The organism is Falsirhodobacter sp. 20TX0035 (genome assembly GCF_028307215.1).
In the GTDB taxonomy this organism is placed as follows: Bacteria; Pseudomonadota; Alphaproteobacteria; order Rhodobacterales; family Rhodobacteraceae; genus Falsirhodobacter.
This window is the reverse complement of record NZ_JAQMHV010000008.1, coordinates 1-18,718: the sequence shown is the minus strand read 5'-3', so window position 1 is coordinate 18,718 and position 18,718 is coordinate 1. Positions and strand designations below refer to the sequence as shown.

Genomic DNA, 18,718 nt, shown 5'->3' with positions numbered 1-18,718 from the left:
CCGGCGGTGGAGCTGAAATGGCTCGAAGACTTCCTCAGCCTGGCGGAGATGCGCAGCTTCTCCCGCTCGGCCGAGGCGCGCAACGTGACGCAATCGGCCTTCAGCCGCCGCATCCGGTCGCTGGAGGTGTGGCTGGGTGCCGACTTGATCGACCGCGGCACCTATCCCGTCACGCTGACGCCGGACGGCCGCGCCTTTCGCGAAACCGCCGAGGAGATCGTGCGTCTGGCGCATCAGGGGCGCGCCAACCTGGGCGGGCGCAAGGCGGGTCTGCCGCCCACCATCGGCATAGCGGCGCTGCACACCCTGTCCATGACGTTCCTGCCGCGCTGGCTGAACGAGTTGCGCGGCACGCTTGGCGACGTGGCCAGCCGGGTTCTGCCCGACAACTACGCCATCTGCCTGCAGGCGCTGGTGGAAGGCGGTTACGACTTCATGCTGACCTTTCACCATCCCAGCGTGCCCGTGCCGCTGGACCCCGCGCGCTTTCCCTTCCTGAAGGTAGGTGAGGATCGTCTGGCCGCCGTCGCCAGCGCCGCCCGGATCGAGGGCTGGCGCGCGGCGGGGGAGCGGCTGCCGATGCTGCAATATTCCAAGGGCTCGTTCCTTGGCCTCCTCGCCTCGGTCGCGCAAAGCCAGCCGGGGGCGCCCGACACCTTTATCGCCCATATCAACGAGAATTCGATGGCCGAGGCGATGAAGTTCATGGCGCTGGAAGGCCATGGTATCGCCTGGCTGCCCCGCAGCCTGGCCGCGGACGAGATCGCGTCGGGCCGGCTGGTGGTCGTGGCCCCGGAACTGCCAATGGAGATCCGCCTGTATCGCGACCGCGAACGCGCGCGGGTGCTGCCCGAAAAGGTCTGGCAGGCCGCGCGAAACTATGCGGCATCCGACTGACCCTGCCGAAAACGGCATTGGCGTCTGCACGACGGGGCGCATATCGGCAGGGGAACAGGCAACCAAAGGATCGCCCCGATGTCCTCCTCCGACGCAGCCCCCGATGCCGCGATCGAACCCCTCCGCACCCGGATCGAACATGATCTGATCGGCGACCGGGACGTCCCCGAGGCCGTGTATTACGGCGTCCACACCCTGCGGGCGGTGGAAAACTTCCCCATCTCGGGCCAGCGCCTTCTGGACACGCCGGACCTGATCGTGGCCATCGCCGCCATCAAAGAAGCGGCGGCCGAGGCGAACATGGATCTGGGCCTTCTGGACACCGACCGGGGCGCCGCCATCGTCGCCGCCTGCCGCGAGATCCGGGCGGGCGCCTTCCGCGACCAGTTCGTGGTGGACCTGATCCAGGGCGGGGCCGGCACCTCCACCAACATGAACGCGAACGAGGTGATCGCCAACCGCGCGCTGGAGTTGATGGGCCATCCGCGCGGCGACTACCGCTTCCTGCACCCGAACGAGCATGTGAACCTGGGCCAGTCCACCAATGACGTCTATCCGACCGCGCTGAAGCTGGCCGCGTGGGTCGGCATCGCGCGGCTGGCAACGGCCATGGGCAGCCTGCGCACGGCTTTTGCCGAGAAGGCGACGGAATTTGCGGACGTGCTGAAGATGGGCCGCACCCAGCTTCAGGACGCCGTTCCCATGACGCTGGGGCAGGAATTCGGCACCTACGCCCTGATGCTGTCCGAGGATGAGGCCCGCCTGAGCGAAGCCGTGCAGCTGATCCGCGAGATCAACCTTGGCGCCACCGCCATCGGCACGGGCATCACCGCCCATCCCGATTACGCCGCAAAGGTGCGCGAAAAGCTGTCGGCCATCGTGGGCGTGGAACTCGTCACCTCGCCCGACCTGATCGAGGCGACGCAGGATTGCGGTGCCTTCGTGCAGGTGTCGGGCGTGCTGAAGCGGGTGGCGGTGAAGCTGTCCAAGACCTGCAACGACCTGCGGCTTTTGTCCTCGGGTCCCCGCGCGGGCTTCAACGAGATCAACCTACCCGCGCGGCAGGCCGGATCGTCGATCATGCCCGGCAAGGTGAACCCCGTCATCCCCGAGGTGGTGAATCAGGTCGCGTTCGAGGTGATCGGCAACGACGTCACCATCACCATGGCGGCCGAGGCCGGACAGCTTCAGTTGAACGCGTTCGAGCCGATCATCTTCTACAGCCTCGCCCGGTCCATCGCGCACTTGACCGCCGCCTGCCGCACGCTTGAAGTGAACTGCGTCCGCGGCATCACCGCCAACCGCGACCGCCTGCGCGAGATGGTGGAGCAGTCCATCGGCATCGTCACCGCGCTGAACCCCTATATCGGCTATCGCAACGCGACCGAGATCGCGCTGGAAGCCCATCAGACCGGGCGCGGCGTGTATGAACTCGTGCTAGAAAAGGGCCTGATGGAAAAGGACCAGCTGGACGAGGTGCTGCGCCCCGAAAACCTGACCCGCCCGCAGCCGCTGGTGGCGAAAGGAGTGACGAAGGTCTGATCCTCTGGCCATTCAGGGGCAGGGCGGTCGCACGCGGGCCGGGCGCTTTCCTTGTAACGGCAGAGCGCCCGCTTTTCCGCGTGCGTCGCAGCCACGTCACCCAAAGACGCCCGCGCGCGAACCTTTCTGCGAAGCCCACGTCCCGGCAGAACAGGCTCGGCCTAAAAGCCGAAGTTCGCCGTGTCACGGGCACGGGCTGCACGTCCGCTCCGGGGAGATACGGTTGAAAACGCGATCGGTTGGTTTTGAGGCATGCTGGTACTTTTTCAAACTCGCCTCGCCTTAGAACGGCGCGGATTGCAGGAGGATGTTCCACGCGAACGGGTGCTTGAAACACCTCGCCGAGATTCCAACCTGATCTGAAGTCGGCCAACGCTCATGATCCGGTGAGGAGGCGTGGGCCTTGCATTTCGGCCATGGCACGGGCAACCATCCTGCTGGGGCATGAAGGCGCCGGAGCGCATGAGGTATGTCTGGGAGCGCTTTTCGGCTGTCAGAAGCCGATGAAAGCGACCGCGTCAGGCCGTCGCAGGCCCCACCCGCGGCCCGGCGGCCACCCACGGGGAACCCCGCCGACCGCCGGCCCGTTGATCCGCCGTTCAACGGGTAAGAGTTTCATGCAGGTTGAGATTGAAAGGAAGTTCCTGATCCGGAACGCCGGGTGGCGGGACGGCGTCCGGCACTCCCGCCACATCACCGACTACCTCATCGCGCAGTTCGAGGGCGGGAAGGCCCGCATGCGGCTGTGCGACGACACGGCCATGCTCACCTTCAAGGGCAACAGGCGCGGCACCCGTCGCTGCGAGTATCACATCCCGCTGGCGGAGCCGGACGCGCGGGCAATGGTCCGCGACCTCGTGACCACCCCGCCGATTGAAAAGCGCCGGCACGACGTGGTCGTGGCGGGCCTTGTCTGGCAGGTGGACGAATATGTGGGCCCCCTCCATGGCTTCGTGACAACGGATGCGGAGCTTCCGCACGAGGATCACGCGCTGGTCCTGCCGGATTGGGTGGGGCGCGAGATCACCGGCGACCAGCGGTTCGGAGCTTCGGCCGTGGCCGCCGCCGCCCATCAAGGCCCGCAGGCGGTTCGGGCGCTGATGCGGGCCGCGGCGGTTCCGGCCTGACGGGTCTCAGCCCTCGCGCCTCAGCAGGCCCGAGGTCAGGGCGCGGAAGGTTTCGACCGCCTTTGGCAGGGTCTGGGCCGGATCGTCGCTGGCCGCCACCCACAGGGCGGCGTTCAGCGCGGCGCCGCTGATCAGCCGCGCCGCGGCCTCGGCGTCCAGCGGCTTCAGAGTGCCGTCGGCGATCAACGCCTCCACCGTCTGCCGGGTCGCGGCAAGGCAGGCGTTCTGGCTGGGCCAACGCGAGGGGTCGCCCAGCACCGCAGGGCCGTCCAGCAGGACGATCCGCTGCACCTCCGGCTCCAGCGCCATCTCGATATAGACGGTGCCTTCGGTCAGCAGGGCTTGCCAGGCGTCAGGCTCCGCATCCGCTGCGGTGCGGGCCCGGGCGGCCATCTCCTCGTCGATCTGCGCGACGACGGCGGCCAGCAGCCCCTTCTTGTCGCCGAAGTTATGATACAACGCCCCGCGCGTCAGCCCCACGCCGGCCGTGAGATCGTCCATGGAGGCGGCCGCATATCCCCTTTCGGCAAAGGCCGCGCGCGCGGCCGCGATCAGCTTGGCACGGTTCGCCTGCATGGTGTCCGCCCGGGTGGTGGCCATTCTTCCTGCTCCTTTTGGTCATATACGTATCGTATGTGTATTGACGTGCAATACGTATGTTGGTCTACATACGCATCGTATCTCAATCACTTCTGAAAGGACAGGCCATGTCGCAACGTGACGCCATCGTTCATCCCACCCGCCACGCGCTTTACGACCTTCACGGCTATTCCCCGGCGGTGCGCTCGGGTGACCTGCTCTTCGTGTCCGGCCAGGTAGGCAGCCGCGACGACGGCTCGCCCGAGCCTGTCTTTGCCGATCAGGTGCGCCGGGCCTTTGCCAACCTAAAATCGGTGCTGCACGCGGCGGGCTGCACCTTTGACGACATCATCGACGTCACGACCTTCCACACCGACCCCGAGGCGCAGCTTTCGACCATCATGGAGGTGAAGGCCGAGGCGTTCCCGGGCCGCCCTTATCCCACCTGGACGGCCGTCGGGGTCACTTGGCTCGCTGGCTTCGATCTGGAGATCAAGGTGATCGCGCGCATCCCGGGATAGTGACGCTGGGGCCGTCCTTTCCCAGCCGATCAAGATTGATCTTCGGCCTCTCGCTCAAAACCTGCTTCTTCGTGCTGGTCCGCACGTCCGAGCATGATCGGCAGCGGGTCGCTGTTCTTCAACTACGCCAACCAAGCCGGTTTCTGACTGGTGAAGGAATTCCTTCGGCAGGACGATGGGCGAGGCGACGGCCACGATCTCCGTCATCCAGTCCGTCGTTTCGGTGACCGGCCTCGTAGTGGTGCTGATGAACCTGCTGCTACCGCTGGTGTGATCCGTCGCGGCGGGTGCGGAGATCTGGTGGAGGATCGCGACGACAGCGCCGCGCCAGATCTCCAAGCTGTCCGTTGCTGTCGGCAGCGCCGGAGGCAGCCATGCACCGGCCGGGTGCGCGCCACATGAAGTGCGACTTCTGCCCTGATGAGGGTAGGGCGGTCACGTTCTGCCCTCCAGCATCTTCTGCCGGAAGACCTCGGCAGGCGTTCTCCACCCGAGGCATTTGCGTCGCGTGGCGTTGAGTCGGTCGCAGAGAGCACGGAGATCCGGCTCGGTGATCTGGCGGATGTCGATGTCGCGTGGCAGCCAGCGGCGGGTTCGGCGGTTTGCGTTCTCGACCGTGCCTTTTTGCCAGGGTGCGGAAGGGTCGCAGAACCAGCTGGCGGTTCCGATTTCGGCCTGCAGGTGCGGCCAGGAAACGAATTGGGTGCCGCGGTCGAAGGTGATGGACCTGCGGGCAGAGTATGGCAGGTCGCGGAGCAAGGTTGCGATCTTCGCCATGACCGAGGTGCTGCGCTTGCTGTCGTTCTTCAGCAGGACCGCGAAGCGGGTTGTGCGCTCCACCAGCGAGGTCAGATTTTGCTGGCCAAACGCCTGCCGGAACAGGATCAGATCGCCTTCCCAGTGCCCGAACTCTTGTTGCTGCGCTACGGCTTCGGGTCGGAATAGGATGCTGACGTCGCGGTGGAACTTGGAGATACGGGGCCTGCGACCCTGCCGAGGGTGGCGGGATTTGCGGTGGGTCGGAAGATACCACCAGAGTTCCGGCTTCATGCCCTCGCGGCCGTAGATGTAACGATAGATCGTCTCCTGGCACGCGCGGGGCCGGGCGTTCTCAAGGCGCAGGCGGCCCGCGATCTGTTCCGGTGTCCAGCCGGAGGTGATGTGGTCTACGATCCGCTGGCAAAGCTGCGGATGGCGGATCAGCTTGCGCTGCCGAGCGCGGCGTTTGGCAGTCCTAGTTTGCGCCGCCAGCGCGAAGTAGCCACGAACCTTGGGCATATCGGCATCGTGGAAGTGATTGCGCCGGATCTCGCGGAAGATCGTCGAGCGGTGGCGCTGCAGAACCCGCGCCATCTCGGTTACAGGGACGTTTGTGTTCCTCCAGCGCTCGATCTTCTTGCGCTCATCCAGACTAAGCTGAGAGTATATGGCACACATCCGGTGATCTCCTGTTGAGCAAGTCATTGCATTCAAACAAAAGTCGCAGTTGCAAATAGCGCTCTCCCGACGCTGAACGAATTACGATAACTTGGATTATGTGATTTTGCTTGCCGGATCAATTTAGAAAGGTCAAGGGCGCAAGAGGACACGTCTCAGTCGCGGGACCAGCACCTTGCAGACTTCTAATCGTTCAATTCTACCATGGCTCCCCAAGGTCGGAAGTGGACGCCCGCCGCACGAACGCGCCATCCGCGCTTCGCATGCCTTCATCCAAAATGGGCATGGCGTCCTTCCGGCTCGGTCCGGCCTATAACATCCGCAGTTTCGATCCCCGGTGACGGCCTGCAAGGTCGCGCCGGGATCGCGGATCAACAGCGGAAGGCGACGGCAGATCATGGCGACCCAGTGGACCAGCAAGGACGAAGCGCCGAAGGCCCGGAAGGAACTCTCGTTCCTGATGAACCGCAAGGAGGACGGTGCCGCCTTTGCCGCGGGAACGCTGGCGGATCTGTCCGTCATCCGCATGAAGCCGACAAAGGCCGCCGCGCGGGCCGAGGTGACACGCACCGGCGCAAAGCCCGTGGTGGCCGGGTTTTCCACCATCAGCGAGGAAGGGCCGGTCGTCCTTTTCATGAACAAGGGGGCCTTCGCGCGGGCAAAGCGCCTGTTCACGGCGTGGCTGAAGCTGTGCGGGCGGTCGAAGCGCGTCATCCTCGGCGGTCATCTGGAGGAGGAGGCCGAACCCGAAGGCCCGCTCGTCCTTGATCCCGTCCTTGCTGCGGAGTTCGAGGAGGACGCGGCCGAAGCGCCCGCGGCAGAGGAAGCGCCTGCCGATGACGCCCCTTCGGAGGGATCGACGGAGGCGACGACGCAGGCCGCGGTCCTGACGGACATCGCCCGCTCCGTCCTGTCGCGGATCCGGCGCGCCAACAGCTTTGATGCCGACGCGTTCGAGGCTGCCACCCGCGACCGTCTCGCCGCGCTGACCGAACGCAGCGATCCCGACACGATGAAGAACGCCGCCGCGCGCCTGTTGCTGGAGGTGGGGCAGACCGCCCTCCTTGGCCCCTCGAACCGGGACGTCCTGACGGACCGGCCCGCCGATCAGCCCGTGACCACCGCCGAAGTGGTGGACCATTTCCGCGATCTGGGAACGGAGGTTCTGAAACGGGCGGGCCGCACCGCAGTCGTCTCGCGCGCGAAGATCGAGGAGCGCGTCGCCAGCCTGTTCGGCGGGGCCACCCATGCCGATGAACGCCTGGCACTGGTGGACCGCTTGTCGCGCACGCTGCTGCCGGTCCTGTCCGATCCCGACCGGATCGCGCAGTATTTCGTGGACAGTGCCCCGCACCCGGTCCAAGCCGTTTGGACCACCTGCCTGGCCGAAGCACGGACTGATTTCGACGACCTCAAATCCACCGTGAACGGGCATCTGGCGCGTCTGGACAGCCCGCTGCGGATCGAGGATCTGGGCCACGGCTGGTCCCGCGTGGACGCCCTTCTGGCGCAGGTGGCAGCGTCCGACCTCGCGCGGCATCTGGACCGGATCGGGGCGGAGGGGCTGACCCCGGACACGCGCCGCGATGCGCTGGCCAGCCTCGCCTCGTGCCGCGCGGCGCTTCAGGAACACACCATCACGGACGCTGTGCCCTTCGGCAAGGGCGCCTACGTGACCCCCGTGCTGGAACGCGGGCTTGCGAAGATCGAGGCGACGCTGGCCGCCTGAGGCAAGGCGGCATTCTGCATCATCAGGCGCCCCCGGACCGGACGGCGGCCTGCAAAAGGACGAAGACATGGATCAGAACCAGGCACATTCCAACCGCGCGGCCCTGCGCCTGAACGGCCAGCAGATCCGCTGGATCGCGGAACTGACGGGCGAAAGCCCCGCCGTCGATCCCGCCACGCACAGCATCGACGCGATCATCGCGCCCCCCACCGCCGACATCCCATGGGAACAGGCGCTGGACGACTGGGCGGCCGAGGCGCACGACCCCGACGAGGATCGCGCCACCGCCGTCGCCCGCATCCGGGCGTGGTCGCAGGACGCGGCGGGGTCCGAGACGCCGCTGGACCTGTCCGCGCTTGATCTGACCAGCCTGCCCACCGCCCTGCCCGCCGGCGTGCTGATCCTCGACCTGTCATCGAACGCCTTCACGACCCTTCCCGATACGCTGCCCGACACGGTGCAGGAGCTGAAGCTGAACAGCTGCGGCCTGACCGCCCTGCCAGACCGCTTGCCGCAGGGCCTGCAACGGCTGGAAGTGTCGCACAACGAGCTGACGCGGTTGCCGGACAGCCTGCCCCCCGGCCTGAAGGCCCTGCGCGCCCACGGCAACGAGTTGGCGACCCTGCCCGACACCCTGCCCGAGGGTCTGGAGACGATCGGCGTGACCGGCAACAAGCTGACCGCTCTGCCCGGCACCCTGCCCTCCGGCCTGCGGTCGCTGGACGCGCGCAAGAACGAGTTGACGGCGCTGCCGGACACGCTGCCCGAAGGCCTCGTGGATCTGAAGGTGGCCAAGAACGCGATCAGCGAACTGCCCGCCACCCTGCCCTCGACGCTCACCAACCTCGACGCGTCGGGGAACTGGCTGGACGCCTTGCCGGAAACGCTGCCCGCCGGGCTCACGGACCTCAACGTCCGGGAAAACGTCATCGAGCAGCTTCCCGGGCGCCTGCCCCCCGCGCTGAAAGAGCTGAACGCGGCCCAGAACGCCCTGACGGCCCTGCCCGACCGGGTGCCGGACGGCGTCACCTACCTTGATGTGTCCGACAACAACCTGGCGGAAGTGCCGGACAGCCTGATCGAGAACTTCGCCAGCCCCGGCGTTATCCACCTGAACGGCAACCCCATCGGGCTTCTGGCCAGCGCGGCCATCCTGGAGGCGCGCGACGCCAATCCCGGCCTTTGGGTCATCCTGGACGAGGAACGCGACGCGGTGGTGCCCGAGGGCTGGCTGGCCGAGGAGGAAGGCTCCGAAGCCTCCTACGACTCGGACGAGGAGGCCGAGCCCGAGGCCCTGACCCAAAGCGTGGGCGCCTGGCTGAACGACGATGCGCTGGCCCGGCAGTGGACGGGCTTTGCCGAGGAAACCGGCGCCAAGGCCTTCGGCGACTTCCTCGACCGCCTGTCCGGGGTAGAGACGTTCCAGAGCCCTGCCATGCGCGCGGCCGTGGCCAGCAACATCCGCGAGGCCACGCAGCGCGAAAACCTGCGCCAGAAGTTCTTCCTCGTGTCCTTCAGCGCGACCACGCGCTGCGATGACCGTGTCACCTATATCTGGAACGACATGCAGATCGCCCGCGTCGCCGCCGATGTGGAGGACGGGCTATACGACGACCGGCTGGACGCCCTCCTGGACAAGGGCCGCCAGATGTACCGGACGGAAAAGCTGGCCGACATCGCCCGCGCCAAGGCCGACGCCTTGGGGTATGGCGAGGACAACGAGCACATCCAGGTCCACCTCGCCTATCAGGTCAAGCTGCGCGAGGCGCTGGATCTGGACCTCATCGCGCCCGACATGAAATACTTCGACGCGACCGACGTGGAGGAGGACGACCTGGCCCTTGCGCTGCGCAAGGTGCGAGGGGACGAGGCGCGGAAGTTCCCCGCCTATTTCGCCGGCAAGTGGGAGCCGTGGGCGCTGGTGATGCAGCGCCTTGCCCCCGAAGATTACGACGCGATGCAGGAGGAGCTGGAGGAGGAAACCGGCGCCCCCCTTGCCGCCCGCGTGAAGGCGGAGCTGGAGGAGCTGGGCCTGACCGGCGACCACGCCGCCGACCTGCAGAAGACCCTGTTCTATTCCAGACAGATGGAGCGGGAGAAACGCGCGGCCCTGACCCGGAAGATCCTGGAGGCGCGGGGCCTGTCCCTTGAAACCGCTCAGGCCAGCTGATCCTTTGGGACAGTCCGGAAAGGCGGTGACGGGCAAAGGCGGACGCGGCGCGACAAATCCGCCAGATCCCGCTCCGCAGAACCGCAACGCGTTCTTCGGTTTCACCCCTGCGGGCCTGCATTCATCGGCTGGCCTCCTCGAGTTTCCCCTTCCACCGGGTGCCACTTATGGCGCTGGCATTGGCGGGCGGGTCAGCCCGTCAACGCCTCCATCGGTTGCCAGCCCCGGGGCGGCGTGCGGGTCTGCAAGTCGAATTCGAACCAGCAGCCCCCGCCTCCAGGCCCCTGATCGTGACGACGGTCGATGGCAAGGCCTGACAGCGCGCAGAACAGCAGCGTGCCCACCCCGCCATGCCCCACAAACAGCACATCCCCGTCCTGCGGGCCCGCCAGACAGCCCTCGACCTCGGCTAGAATGCGGCGCTGCGCGGCCTCGGCCGTTTCCCAGCCGCGCACGCTTCGGGCGGGTTCGGCAAAAAAGGCGTCGGCCACCGCCTCGAACTCCGCCGGCGGCAGGAAGCCCGTGGCGCTGCGGTCGTTCTCATGCATGGCGGGGCGCACCTCCAGCCCGACGCCCAAGGCGCGCGCCAGCGGCTGCGCCGTTTCGATGGCCTTCGTCTCGTCGCTGCTGATGATCCGGCGCGTGGCCGACAGCGCCCCCGGCCGCCCCGCCAGCGCCGCCACGCGCGCCGCGCCAACGGCGTTCAGCGACCAGCGGCGGACCTCCTTTTGCGGATCGATCAGAACTTGCGGATGGGTCAGATAGCAGACCGTCGCGGACATGGGACCCTCGTGAAAGCTGGCGTTGCGGGCGCCACCTTCGGGGCGAACCCGCCGCCGGTCAACACCCCCGGAACGCGAGCCGCCCTTCGTCGTGGCTCCGGCCGCGGTTGCAGAAGTCGCTGGCGGCTCTGGCCACCCCCGCCGTAGTTGCTCCACGCCGCTGGGGCCGCACGCGAAACAGGCGCAGGAGCGTAAAGAGGCGGCCCGCGCTGGAACGGGAACGTCGGTCGATCCGGCGGATCGCCGAGGGTGCGCCCCCGACATCCTTGACAAACGTCACAACCTCAGGTAGAAGACGTCATCCCAAATCTGCACGATCGAAACGGACCGCCCTCGACGGGGCTGACCGTCGCATTGGTTTCGATGGTTCGCACAAGGTGTCCGCCATGCCACTCCCCCCGTCGCCCACCACCCTTGCTTTCAGGGATGACACCTACGTCCTGACCTTCTCCGAGGAGTTCTCGGCGAGCGACGCCCTCTACTGGCAAGGTTTCGGAAGCGGTGGCACATGGGCCACCTCCTTTTCCCCGCATCTGGCCGACACCCGCAGCATCGCCCGGAACAAGGAGCTGCAATATTACGTCGATCCCGACATGACCGCCCTGCCGAACCCGTTCACCCTGAACGACGGCGCGCTGACCGTGCGCGCCACGCCCCTGACGGCGGCCCAGCAGGGGGCGACGGGCGGCCTCCCCTACGGCTCCGGCCTGCTGAGCACCCAGATGACCTTCGGCCTGACCACCGGCTATGTGGAGATCCGCGCCGACATCCCGGACGAACAGGGCTTGTGGAGCGCGTTCTGGCTGCTGCCCACCGACGGCGACTGGTCGGCCGAGGTGGACGTGTTCGAGTTCCTGGGCCATTCGTCCGACATCCTGCACACGGATGTTTGGTCGGCGGGTGTGCCCGACGCGCAGGCGGTGGAGGCCACCGGCGCGGGCACCGGCTTTCACACCTATGGCCTGCTGTGGGAAGCGGACGGCCTGTCGTGGTTCTTTGACGGCAATCTGGTGCGTCAGGAGGCCACCGCGCCGACCGAGGAGATGTTTCTGGTCCTCAACCTCGCCGTCGGGGGCTGGGCGGGCGATCCGGACGCTGGCACCGATTTCTCGGACGGGCTGGCCGTGGACTACATCCGCGTCTATGAGCGCGAGGCAAGCGCCACTCGCAACCCGGCGCTGACCGAAGCTTCCCATCCTGCCGACCGCATCGGCGGCACGGATGCCAGCGAGGTTCTGGATGGCTCGCGTTGGGCCGACGTAATCGTGGCGGGGCGCGGTGACGACACCGTCTATGGCGACAATGGCAACGACATCCTGTCGGGCCAGGGCGGGCAGGACGAGATCTTCGGCCATGCCGGCAACGATCAGTTGTTCGGCGGCGACAGCAAGGACAAGCTGATCGGCGGTGCCGGCGCGGATATCCTGAAGGGCGGCCCCGGGATTGATCATCTGTGGGGCGGCGCCTACAAGGCCGACGCATGCCCCGACATCTTCGTCTTCACCCCCGGCTGCGGGACGGACTATGTCCGCGATTTCGAACCGGGCATCGACCGCCTGTCCTTCAAGGGGCTGTCGGTGACGGCCGACAGTCTGTCTGCCGGATTGCGGGACGATGGCTGGGCGCTCTACCTCGGCCTCGGCCCCAGCGGCGGGGCGGCCACGGACGGCGTCTACCTCGTCGGCCTCCACGCTTCCGACCTGCGGCCCGAAGATTTCGGCCTTTTCGCCTGATCCTTGTGGTCTTGCGGTCCCCGCGCTCCATAAAGTTTTAATGACACCCCTCGATGGAGGTTTCGGAATGGCGGAAACGGCACGGCGTCCCCAGGGCCCGGGTGAATTGCGCGGCGCGGTGGCGGGCTCGGGGACGCTTTGGCTGTCGGTGCTGTTCTTTTCGCTCCTGGCGAACCTCCTGATGCTGTCCGGGCCGCTTTACATGCTGCAGGTCTATGACCGGGTGCTGCCGTCGCGGTCGGTCGCGACGCTGGTGGCGCTGTCAATCCTGCTTCTGGTGATGTTCACGGGCTTTGGCCTGCTCGACCACGCGCGGGCCCGGCTGGGCGCGCGCATCGGCGCGTCGTTCCAGAACCGGCTGGAACGGCGGGTGCTGCAGGCGGGGATGGACCTGTCGCGCGTCGCCCCGAAGGACCCGCGGGCCGAGGCTGCGGCCAGCGATCTGGCCAGCGTGCAGCGGTTCCTCGCCTCCCCCGTGCTGCTGGCCTTGTGTGACGTGCCTTGGGTGCCGGTCTTCACGGCGCTGATCTTCGTGTTCCACCCGCTGCTGGGCTGGGTCGCGGTGGGGGGCAGCGTCACGCTGATCGTCATCACCCTGCTGAACCAGCGGCTGGGGCGCGGCCCGTCCGCCCGGGCCAGCATGATGGGCCTGAAGGCCGAACACATGGTCACCCACCTGCGGGCCGAGGCGGACACCATCCGCAGCCTTGGCATGCAGGGCGCGCTGTACGACCGCTGGACGGGCCAGCGGGCCGAGGCGCAGCGGCACGCCCTTGCCGCCTCCGACGTGTCGGGCGGGTTTTCGGTGATGACGAAGACACTGCGCCTGTTGCTGCAATCGGTGATGCTGGGCGTGGGCGCGTGGCTGGTGCTGAAGAACGAACTGGGCGCGGGGGCGATGATCGCCAGTTCCATCCTGATGGGCCGTGCGCTGGCCCCCGTGGAATCCGCCATCGGCCAATGGGCGCTGGTGGGGCGGGCGCGCGAAGGCTGGGTCCGCCTGTCCTCGCTGTTGTCCGAGGTGCCGCCGCCCGCGCCCCGCACTGCCCTGCCCCGCCCCCCGGCGCGCATCGACGTGAAGGGGCTGGCGCTGGTCGCCCCCGGCGAATCCCGCCCCGTCCTGCGCGACGTCGCGTTCGAGGCGCGGCCGGGGCAGGCCATCGGCATCATCGGGCCGTCCGGTTCGGGCAAGACCTCGCTCGCCCGCGCGCTGACCGGCCTGTGGCCCCCGGCGGGCGGAGAGGTCCGGCTGGGCGGCGCCACGCTGGACCAGTACGATCCCGACGTTCTGGGCGCGCTGATCGGCTATCTGCCGCAGCGCGTGACCCTGTTCGACGGGACGCTGGCCGAAAACATCGCCCGGCTGACCCCGAACCCCGATCCCGCGAAGATCGTGGAGGCGGCGCGCAAGGCGGGCGCGCATGACATGATCCTGGGCCTGCCGCAGGGCTATGATACGGCCGTATCCTCGCTGGGCGGGCGCCTGTCGGGCGGGCAGGTGCAGCGGATCGGTCTGGCCCGCGCGCTGTTCGGCCAGCCGGTCTTTCTGGTGCTGGACGAGCCGAACTCCAACCTCGACCTTGACGGGACGTCGGCGCTGAACGCGGCGATCCGTGGCGTGAAGGCCGAAGGCGGCGTCGTGTTCATCATGGCGCACCGGCCTGCCGCCATTCAGGAATGCGACATGCTGCTGGTCATGGAACAAGGCCGCCGCCGCGCCTTCGGGCCGCGCGACGCGGTGCTGCGCCAGATGGTCCAGAACCACACGCAGATCGTCCGAAAGGAAGCGACATGATCCCCGGCACCCGCACCGCGATAATCACCGGCTTTGCCACGGCCGCCGTCCTCATCGGCGGCTTCGGCACCTGGGCCGTCTTCGCGCGGCTGGACGGCGCGGTGATCGCTCCCGGCTTCGTGCAGGTTCAGGAAAACCGGCAGGTCGTCCAGCATCCCGATGGCGGCGTGGTGGAGGAGATCTTCGTCAAGGACGGCGACTTCGTGGAGGCCGGTGCCCTTCTGGTCCGTCTGGACGAGTTCGAGATCCACTCCGAACTTGTGATCGTGGAAAACCAGCTGTTCGAACTGATGGCCCGCCGCGGCCGGCTGGAGGCGGAGCGGGACGACCGCCCCGACGTGGCCTTCCCCCCTGAACTGCTGACCGAAGCCGCCACGCGGGCCGAGATCCCGCCCCTGATGACCGGGCAGGTGTCCCTGTTCGAGGCGCGGCGCGAAACCCTGAACCAGGAGATCGGCCAGATCGACGAACGGCAGGCGCAGGTGGCCAGTCAGGTCGACGGCATCGATGTGCAGCTGAAGGCGCTGGAAACCCAGCGAGGCCTGATCGCGCGCGAGTTGGACCTTCAGCAGCAGCTTCTGGAGCAAGGCCTGACGCAGTTGAGCAAGGTCCTCGCCCTTCAGCGCGAGGAAGCGCGGCTGGAAGGCGAGGTGGGCGACCTGACGGCGCAGCGGGCACAGGCCGAAAGCCGCCGCGCCGAATACGCGCTGGAGGTGCTGCGCCTGACCAAGACCCGGCGCGAGGACGCCATCACCGAGCTGCGCGACTCCGGCCCGCAGGAACTGGAGCTGGTGGAGCGGCGGCGCGCTCTGGTCCAGCGGCTGTCGCGTCTGGACATCCGCGCGCCGGTGGCGGGCGTGGTGCTGGATCTGGCCATCACCGCCCGCCGCGCCGTCCTGAAACCGGCCGAGCCGCTGTTGTATCTGGTGCCGCAGGACCGGCCGCTGCGCGTCGTGGCGCAGGTGGCGAATGCGGATGTGGACAACGTCCGCACGGGCCAGGACGTGCAGTTGGTGTTTTCCGCCTTTCCCGCCCGCACCACGCCGCAGCTTCCGGGCCATGTGCTGACCGTGTCGGCCGACGCGCTGCAGGACCAGCAGACCGGCCAGCACTTCTACCGGGTGGAGATCGCGCCCGATTTCGACCGCGCCAGCGGGATGGACACGCTGCCGCTGGTGCCCGGCATGCCGGTGGAAACGTTCATCCGCACGGGCGAACGCTCCCCCCTGTCCTACCTGCTGCAGCCGCTGACGGTCTACTTTTCGAAGGCGTTGAGGGAAACCTGAAGCATCGCGCCGGGGTTCATCCCGCCCTCGGGGTCCAGAGCGGCCTTGATGAGGCGCATGGCCGCCAGCGTGCCCGGATCCTTCCGGGCGGCCAGCATCACCGCTTTGCTGCGCCCGATCCCGTGTTCCGCGCTGATCGATCCCGCCTGCGCCGCCACGAGGTCATACACGGTGTCGTCCAGCCCCGCCGCATCGCCCGGCAGGATCGACAGATGCAGGTTCCCGTCGCCCAGATGCCCCACCATGTGCAGGCGGACACCCTCCGGCAGCCCGTCTTCCAACGCCGACACGAAGCCCGGCAGCGCCGCCAGCGGGACGGAGATGTCGTATTGCCGCCACCGCCCCTCGGCCATCAGCGACTCCAGCACGTGTTCGCGCATCGACAGAAGCGTGTCGCGCTGCGCGATGGACTGCGCTAGAGAGGCGTCGAGGATCAGCCCCTCCTCGAACAACGCGGCCAGCGCCTCCTCGACCCGGGCGTTCAGGCGTGGCGCGCCCTCCTCGCCCGGTTCGGCGTCATAGGCGGCGGTGCTGGCCACCTCCACCAGGATGCCGCAAGGCGGAACCGGGTCGAGCGGGCAGCGCAGATGCGGGAAGTGGCGGGTGACAAGGCGGGTGGTGGCCTCGGGCATGTATTCGAACATCTCCACCCCGCCGCCGGTGGCGTCCTGCAGGCGGTTCAGCACGATCAGCGCTGCTTCCAGCCCCGGGACGGACAGGAAGGCCGTTGCCCGCACCTTGGGCAGCGCGAACAGCCGCAGGGTCGCCGCGGTGATGATGCCCAGCGTGCCTTCCGCCCCGATCAGAAGGTGGCGCAGGTCGTATCCGGTGTTGTCCTTGCGCAGCCCCGCGCCGGTGTCGATCACCGTGCCATCGGGCAGCACCGCCTCCAGCGACAGGCACAGCTCGCGCGCGTTGCCGTAGCGCAGCACGTTCACCCCGCCCGCGTTGGTGGACAGGCACCCCCCGATCCGGGCGGATCCCTTGGCCCCGAAGGACAGCGGGAACAGGAGGCCCTCCGGCTCCAACCGCTCCTGCAGGGACTGAAGCACCATCCCCGCCTCGACGGTGACGGAGCGGCCGGGCCGGTCCAGACGGCGCAGCGCCGTCATCCGGGCCAGCGACAGGACGATCCAGCCCGCACCCTCACCCGGCACGGAGCCGCCGGCCACGCTGGTGTTGCCGCCCTGCGGGACGATCCGCAGCCCGGCCTGCGCACAGGCGCGGACCACGGCCTGCACCTGCGCCGTGCTGCGCGGCAGGGCGACGGCCAGCGCGGTGCCCGCATATTGCCCCGTCCAGTCGCTCAGGAACGGGGCCATGTCGGCCGGATCGGTCAGCAGATCGGCGGCGGCGGTCAGGGCATCAGGGATCATGCGGCAGTCCTTTCCGTCACAGGGCGGGGGACGGGCGCAGGCCGATCTCCCCCTCCACCCGCCGGCCGTTAAGGGCGAGGTAGACGCCCACCGCGACCAGAAGCGCCGCGATGAACAGCAGGTAATAGGCATGCGCCATCGGGCTGTAGGCCAGAAGCGAGGTCACCGCCACCGGCGTCAGCCCGCCCGTCACCGCATAGGCGATGTTGTAGGCGAACGAGAGGCCCGAGAAGCGCACCGGCGCCGGGAAGGCCCGCACCATCACGTAAGGCAACGCCCCCACGACGCCCGTGGTGATCCCCATCAGGGCGTAAAGCCCGAACAGCACCGGCGTCGACACACCCGCCCAGGTGTAGAAGGCGAAGGTCGACAGGCCGAAGGCGACACCCCCCGCGATGAAGACGCGCGCGCTGCCGAACCGGTCCACCAGTGCGCCGAAGGACATGGCGCTGAAGATCAGGAACAGCGTGCCGAAGCTGGTGGCCAGAAGCGCCTCCAGCGGGGCATAGCCGTATTGGCGCTGCAGAAAGGTGGGCGTCATCAGCGTCGTCACGACGATGGCCGCCGACAGGACCCAGGTCAGCAGGCCGGCGACGACCATGCCGTGCAGGTGGTGGCGCAGCGCCGTCTTCAGCGGCAGGCTTGCATGCAGAAGCCCGCTGTCCTTCATGGCGGTGAAGACGGGCGTCTCGCTCAGCCAGCGGCGAAGATAGACGCCCAGCAGCCCGAACACACCGCCCAGAAGGAAGGGGATGCGCCAGGCATAGGCCGTGATCTGGTCCGGCGTGAACACCCAGTTGATCCCGGCCGAGATCAGCGAGCCCAGCATGATCCCCAGCGTGAAGCCCGAACACAGGAACCCGCAGGCCAGACCCACGCGCCCCGCCGGCACGTGTTCGGACACGAAGGTCCAGGCGCCCGGAACCTCGCCGCCGATCGCGGCGCCCTGGATCATGCGGAACACCACCAGCAGGATCGGCGCCAGGATCCCCAGCGTCGCATAGGTGGGCATCAGCGCCATCCCGAGGGTGGAGATCGACATCAGGAACACCGACAGCGCAAAGACCCGCTTGCGGCCCACCCGGTCGCCGAAATGCGCGATCACGATGCCGCCCAAGGGCCGGACAAGGTAGCCCGCGGCGAAGATCCCGAAGGTCTGCACCAGCACCAGCCATTCGGGCATGTCCGGCGGAAAGAACAGCTTGCCGATCACCGTCGCGAAGAAGACGAAGATGATGAAGTCATAATATTCCAGCGCCCCGCCGATGGCCGAAAGCGCAAGCGTGCGCCCGTCCTCGCGGCTGAGGGGCCGCGTCCCGTTCGATGGTGCCGGTGTCATGAACATCTCCTTCCCTGATGCTGTGAACGTCCCATACACGTTTTCGGGCCGGTTGCGAGGGGGGCGGGCGCGTTTTCGGCCTTTCCCTCCGGCCCCCGCCCCGACACCATGCCCCCAAAGGCAAGGGAAAGGCGACATGAAGGACCACCTTCGGCTGGCGCTGGTGCAGATGCGGTCGACCAACCGTCACGCGGGAAACATCGCCGTGGCCGAGGCGCGCGCCGCCGAGGCCGCCGATCAGGGGGCGGAGTTCCTTGCCTTGCCCGAGGCCGCCGGCCTGCTGAACCGCGACGTGGCCGACGCCCGGCGGCAGATCACAACCGAGGCGTGAATAGCCCCATGTTTCGTGGACGCCTTCTTCGCTAACTTTGAGGCAAGGAGGCCATGATGGGCACGGGCAATTTC

The 18,718-nt window shown here is 67.7% G+C and carries 15 protein-coding genes; 10 read left to right on the top strand and 5 right to left on the bottom strand.

Going from position 1 to position 18,718, the window contains the following annotated elements; genetic code table 11:
* Positions 1-6 precede the first annotated feature (6 nt).
* From PIJ50_RS10340 to PIJ50_RS10330, 3 genes are all read left to right on the top strand, one after another.
* Positions 7-897: a LysR family transcriptional regulator gene (locus PIJ50_RS10340; protein WP_271975018.1), complete on the top strand. Its 891-nt coding sequence runs from the start codon at positions 7-9 to the stop codon at positions 895-897.
* A 78-nt stretch (positions 898-975) separates the two neighbouring features.
* Positions 976-2,439, top strand: a complete 1,464-nt coding sequence (aspA, locus tag PIJ50_RS10335) for an aspartate ammonia-lyase (RefSeq protein WP_271975016.1) — start codon at positions 976-978, stop codon at positions 2,437-2,439.
* A gap of 617 nt (positions 2,440-3,056) precedes the next feature.
* The gene (locus PIJ50_RS10330; protein WP_271975014.1) at positions 3,057-3,566 is read left to right on the top strand and encodes a CYTH domain-containing protein; all 510 of its coding nucleotides are present in this window, start codon (positions 3,057-3,059) and stop codon (positions 3,564-3,566) included.
* A 6-nt stretch (positions 3,567-3,572) separates the two neighbouring features.
* Here the strand turns inward: PIJ50_RS10330 and PIJ50_RS10325 are convergent, their stop codons facing one another.
* Entirely contained in the window at positions 3,573-4,166 is a 594-nt protein-coding gene (locus PIJ50_RS10325; protein WP_271975013.1) for a TetR/AcrR family transcriptional regulator, read from the bottom strand.
* Between the two features lie 107 nt (positions 4,167-4,273).
* Between PIJ50_RS10325 and PIJ50_RS10320 the strand changes: the two genes are divergently transcribed.
* Positions 4,274-4,666 (top strand): RidA family protein, encoded by a 393-nt coding sequence (locus PIJ50_RS10320; protein WP_271975011.1) that lies wholly within the window; start codon positions 4,274-4,276, stop codon positions 4,664-4,666.
* A 435-nt stretch (positions 4,667-5,101) separates the two neighbouring features.
* On the opposite strand, the gene PIJ50_RS10315 is transcribed toward PIJ50_RS10320, so the two are convergent.
* Positions 5,102-6,103 (bottom strand): IS30 family transposase, encoded by a 1,002-nt coding sequence (locus PIJ50_RS10315; protein WP_271975010.1) that lies wholly within the window; start codon positions 6,101-6,103, stop codon positions 5,102-5,104.
* A gap of 397 nt (positions 6,104-6,500) precedes the next feature.
* Between PIJ50_RS10315 and PIJ50_RS10310 the strand changes: the two genes are divergently transcribed.
* Both PIJ50_RS10310 and PIJ50_RS10305 read left to right on the top strand, forming a co-directional pair.
* Entirely contained in the window at positions 6,501-7,832 is a 1,332-nt protein-coding gene (locus tag PIJ50_RS10310; protein ID WP_271975008.1) for a hypothetical protein, read from the top strand.
* 67 nt (positions 7,833-7,899) lie between these two features.
* Entirely contained in the window at positions 7,900-10,002 is a 2,103-nt protein-coding gene (locus PIJ50_RS10305) for an NEL-type E3 ubiquitin ligase domain-containing protein (protein ID WP_271975006.1), read from the top strand.
* 191 nt (positions 10,003-10,193) lie between these two features.
* Here PIJ50_RS10305 and PIJ50_RS10300 read toward each other — a convergent pair whose 3' ends face one another.
* A complete protein-coding gene (locus PIJ50_RS10300; protein ID WP_271975003.1) occupies positions 10,194-10,784 on the bottom strand; it encodes a histidine phosphatase family protein in 591 nt (196 codons plus the stop codon).
* 386 nt (positions 10,785-11,170) lie between these two features.
* On the opposite strand from PIJ50_RS10300, the gene PIJ50_RS10295 reads away from it, so the two are divergent.
* The 3 genes from PIJ50_RS10295 to PIJ50_RS10285 all read left to right on the top strand — a co-directional run bounded on the left by PIJ50_RS10295 (position 11,171) and on the right by PIJ50_RS10285 (position 15,598).
* Positions 11,171-12,517, top strand: a complete 1,347-nt coding sequence (locus PIJ50_RS10295) for a family 16 glycosylhydrolase (RefSeq protein ID WP_271975001.1) — start codon at positions 11,171-11,173, stop codon at positions 12,515-12,517.
* 67 nt (positions 12,518-12,584) lie between these two features.
* Positions 12,585-14,312, top strand: coding sequence for a type I secretion system permease/ATPase (locus tag PIJ50_RS10290; RefSeq protein ID WP_271974999.1), 1,728 nt, complete (start codon positions 12,585-12,587; stop codon positions 14,310-14,312).
* On the top strand, positions 14,309-15,598 hold the full coding sequence (locus PIJ50_RS10285; protein WP_271974997.1) for an HlyD family type I secretion periplasmic adaptor subunit: 1,290 nt from the start codon (positions 14,309-14,311) through the stop codon (positions 15,596-15,598). Before PIJ50_RS10290 ends, PIJ50_RS10285 begins: the two co-directional genes overlap by 4 nt.
* Here the strand turns inward: PIJ50_RS10285 and PIJ50_RS10280 are convergent.
* Positions 15,568-16,974, bottom strand: a complete 1,407-nt coding sequence (locus PIJ50_RS10280) for an FAD-binding oxidoreductase (protein WP_271974995.1) — start codon at positions 16,972-16,974, stop codon at positions 15,568-15,570. The genes PIJ50_RS10285 and PIJ50_RS10280 overlap by 31 nt on opposite strands.
* A 16-nt stretch (positions 16,975-16,990) precedes the next feature.
* Positions 16,991-18,313, bottom strand: a complete 1,323-nt coding sequence (locus PIJ50_RS10275; protein ID WP_271974994.1) for an MFS transporter — start codon at positions 18,311-18,313, stop codon at positions 16,991-16,993.
* Positions 18,314-18,449: 136 nt separating this feature from the next.
* On the opposite strand from PIJ50_RS10275, the gene PIJ50_RS10270 reads away from it, so the two are divergent.
* The gene (locus tag PIJ50_RS10270; RefSeq protein ID WP_271974992.1) at positions 18,450-18,644 is read left to right on the top strand and encodes a hypothetical protein; all 195 of its coding nucleotides are present in this window, start codon (positions 18,450-18,452) and stop codon (positions 18,642-18,644) included.
* Positions 18,645-18,718: the final 74 nt, after the last annotated feature.

Coding starts and splice junctions, on each gene's coding strand:
- aspA (WP_271975016.1), top strand. CDS start 976: ATGTCCTCCTCCGACGCAGCCCCCGATGCCGCGATCGAACCCCTCCGC.
- PIJ50_RS10330 (WP_271975014.1), top strand. CDS start 3,057: ATGCAGGTTGAGATTGAAAGGAAGTTCCTGATCCGGAACGCCGGGTGG.
- PIJ50_RS10325 (WP_271975013.1), bottom strand. CDS start 4,166: ATGGCCACCACCCGGGCGGACACCATGCAGGCGAACCGTGCCAAGCTG.
- PIJ50_RS10320 (WP_271975011.1), top strand. CDS start 4,274: ATGTCGCAACGTGACGCCATCGTTCATCCCACCCGCCACGCGCTTTAC.
- PIJ50_RS10315 (WP_271975010.1), bottom strand. CDS start 6,103: ATGTGTGCCATATACTCTCAGCTTAGTCTGGATGAGCGCAAGAAGATC.
- PIJ50_RS10310 (WP_271975008.1), top strand. CDS start 6,501: ATGGCGACCCAGTGGACCAGCAAGGACGAAGCGCCGAAGGCCCGGAAG.
- PIJ50_RS10305 (WP_271975006.1), top strand. CDS start 7,900: ATGGATCAGAACCAGGCACATTCCAACCGCGCGGCCCTGCGCCTGAAC.
- PIJ50_RS10300 (WP_271975003.1), bottom strand. CDS start 10,784: ATGTCCGCGACGGTCTGCTATCTGACCCATCCGCAAGTTCTGATCGAT.
- PIJ50_RS10295 (WP_271975001.1), top strand. CDS start 11,171: ATGCCACTCCCCCCGTCGCCCACCACCCTTGCTTTCAGGGATGACACC.
- PIJ50_RS10290 (WP_271974999.1), top strand. CDS start 12,585: ATGGCGGAAACGGCACGGCGTCCCCAGGGCCCGGGTGAATTGCGCGGC.
- PIJ50_RS10285 (WP_271974997.1), top strand. CDS start 14,309: ATGATCCCCGGCACCCGCACCGCGATAATCACCGGCTTTGCCACGGCC.
- PIJ50_RS10280 (WP_271974995.1), bottom strand. CDS start 16,974: ATGATCCCTGATGCCCTGACCGCCGCCGCCGATCTGCTGACCGATCCG.
- PIJ50_RS10275 (WP_271974994.1), bottom strand. CDS start 18,313: ATGACACCGGCACCATCGAACGGGACGCGGCCCCTCAGCCGCGAGGAC.
- PIJ50_RS10270 (WP_271974992.1), top strand. CDS start 18,450: ATGAAGGACCACCTTCGGCTGGCGCTGGTGCAGATGCGGTCGACCAAC.